Here is a 2,491-nt window from a genome sequence, read left to right on the forward strand (position 1 = left end):
GTTCCCCGCGCCCCCTTGCTTTCAGGGGCGCGGGGAACTGCGCGAGCTCCACTCGGCCGCGGACGAACAACCCGCCCGAGCGGGGTCGAAGGGGCGGCAGTCCCTGGGGATGGGAATGGGTAGGGGCGGCGGGGGCGAGGAGGATGGGTGCTACCAGCGCGGCACGGACGGCGTCACCCAGTCCGGGTCGGCCACACGCATCGCCGCCGCGTCATCCCGGTCCTTCAGCGACCCGTCATCGGCCAGCCACCGCCGATGCAGGAACTCCAGCTTCCCGCGGTCGAGTTCGACCCCGAGCCCCGGCGCGTCCGACACCCGCACCGCCCCGTCCTCGAACGTGAGACGCGAGGTGAGGACATCTTCCGACTGCCACGGATAGTGGGAGTCGCAGGCGTGGTGGAGGTCGGGCACCGTGGACGCCACATGGGTCATCGCGGCGAGACTGATGCCCAGATGGGTGTTGGAGTGCATGGACACGCTGACACCGAACGTACGGCAGACGGCGGCCAGTTCGCGGGTGTTGCGCAGCCCGCCCCAGTAGTGGTGGTCGGAGAGAACGACCTGCACGGCGCCCTTCGTGAACGCCTCCTTGATCTCCGCGAAGGTCGTCACGCACATGTTGGTGGCCAGGGGCACGTCCGTCCGCGCGGCGACCTCGGCCATCGCGGGCGTCCCGAGCGCCGGGTCCTCCAGGTACTCGAGAACGTCCGCCAACTCGTCCGCGACCTTCAGCGAAGTCCCCACGGACCAGGCGCCGTTCGGGTCCAGCCGCAGCGGATGGCCGGGGAACGCCTCGGCCAGCGCACGGATCGCGGCGATCTCCTCCTCCGGCGGGAAGACACCCCCCTTCAGCTTGAACGACGTGAACCCGTACCGCTCCTTGAACTTCCGGGCCTGCTCCACGACCCCGGCCGGGTCCACCGCCGCCCCCCAGTCGTCCTTCTCGCAGACGACGCCCTCGGGGTGGTCCGCCCACTTGTAGAAGAGGTACGCGCTGTACTCCACGGCGTCCCGCACCTTGCCGCCGAGCAGCGCGTGCACGGGCAGCCCCAGTGCCTTGCCGAGCGCGTCGAGACAGGCGACCTCGAACCCCGACACGACCGACAGCCGCAGCTTGTCGGCGGTCTGGACGCCGCGCAGCCCGCCCACGTCGACCTGCCCGGAGACCCGTGACCCGTCGACCGCCACCTCGTCGGCCAGGACGAACAGCCCGTTCAGGTCGTCGGCCTGACGGCCCACCAGCTTCGCCGCGAACGGCCGGGCCAGCTCCAAATACTTCGTGTCGCCGTACGTCTCGCCGACGCCCGTGGTCCCGTCGGCGGTCACGACCTCCACGATGAGCCGCGGGGTGTACGGCTGGTGCACGCCCTGCGTGTTCAGCAGCGGCGGGTCGGCGACCAGGATCGGGGTCAGCCGGACCTCGGTGATGGTCAGGTCGCGGGTCGCGGTCACAGGGCGGCTCCTACGGTCGGGACGGCGGATTCTGCGGGGGCGAGGTCGGAGGCGAGGGGTCGGTCAGCGGGGCGTGTACGAGGCCGACGGGGCGTCCGCGCGGTTCCACGAGCGGGACCTGGGGCCATCTCCCTATGTAGACACCATCTACGTATGAAGATGAAGATTAGGTACGCGAACATCCGGCGTCAATAGAGCGCGCACGCCCCGCCTACGATCGGCACATGTCGGAGACAGACGGCGCCGGGGGCGTCCGCGAGGTGAAGTCGGCGGCGCGCACGGTCGACCTGCTGGAACTGCTGGCCGCGCGCGGCGACCGGCCCGCACGTCTCCAGGAGTTGGCGGACGAGCTCCAGGTCCCGCGCAGCTCGATGTACGCCCTGCTCCAGACCCTGATCGGCCGGCGCTGGGTCCGCACGGACACCACCGGCTCCCTCTACGGCATCGGCATCCGCGCCCTGCTCACCGGCACCAGCTACCTGGACTCCGACCCGCGCGTGCGCGCCGTACGGCCCTACCTCGACGAGGCGTCCGAGGCCCTCGGCGAGACCATCCACCTCGCCCGCCTGGACGGCATGGACGTCGCCTACCTGGCCACCCGTGAGTCCCACGAGTACCTGCGCACGATCAGCCGCGTCGGCCGCCGTCTTCCCGCCCACGCCGGCGCCCTCGGCAAGGCACTCCTCGCCGAACGCCCCGACACGAACCTTCCCGAGGGCCCCTACGAGGCGCTCACCCCCAACACCCACACCACCCGCGCCTCCCTCGCCGCCGACCTCGCCGCCGTCCGAGCCCGCGGCTACGCCGTCGACCACGAGGAGGGGGTCACCGGCATCATCGGCTTCGGCTTCGCCCTCCGCGCCGACACCCCCGCCGAGGACGCCGTCAGCTGCTCGGTCCCGGTCGCCCGCCTGACCCCGGACCACGAGCGCCGCATCGTGGAGGTGATGAGGGAGATCCGGGCGAAGATCGAGGCGACGAGCCCGGGAGGCGCGGGGGCGCCGGTCTGGCGCTGAGAAGGCGGCGCGCCTTGATGGGG

Annotated in this window: 2 protein-coding genes; one reads left to right on the forward strand and one right to left on the reverse strand. The window is 71.5% G+C overall.

The annotated features are described in order from the left end of the window. Nucleotides 1-150: 150 nt before the first annotated feature. Nucleotides 151-1,452: a glucarate dehydratase family protein gene (locus ACFU53_RS47710; RefSeq protein ID WP_384006847.1), complete on the reverse strand. Its 1,302-nt coding sequence runs from the start codon at nt 1,450-1,452 to the stop codon at nt 151-153. 224 nt (nt 1,453-1,676) lie between these two features. Between ACFU53_RS47710 and ACFU53_RS47715 the strand changes: the two genes are divergently transcribed. Next, nucleotides 1,677-2,468: an IclR family transcriptional regulator gene (locus tag ACFU53_RS47715; RefSeq protein ID WP_384006851.1), complete on the forward strand. Its 792-nt coding sequence runs from the start codon at nt 1,677-1,679 to the stop codon at nt 2,466-2,468. The last annotated feature ends 23 nt before the right edge of the window (nt 2,469-2,491 follow it).

The sequence above is a fragment of the Streptomyces sp. NPDC057474 genome (assembly GCF_042802555.1).
Classification (GTDB): Bacteria; Actinomycetota; Actinomycetes; order Streptomycetales; family Streptomycetaceae; genus Streptomyces.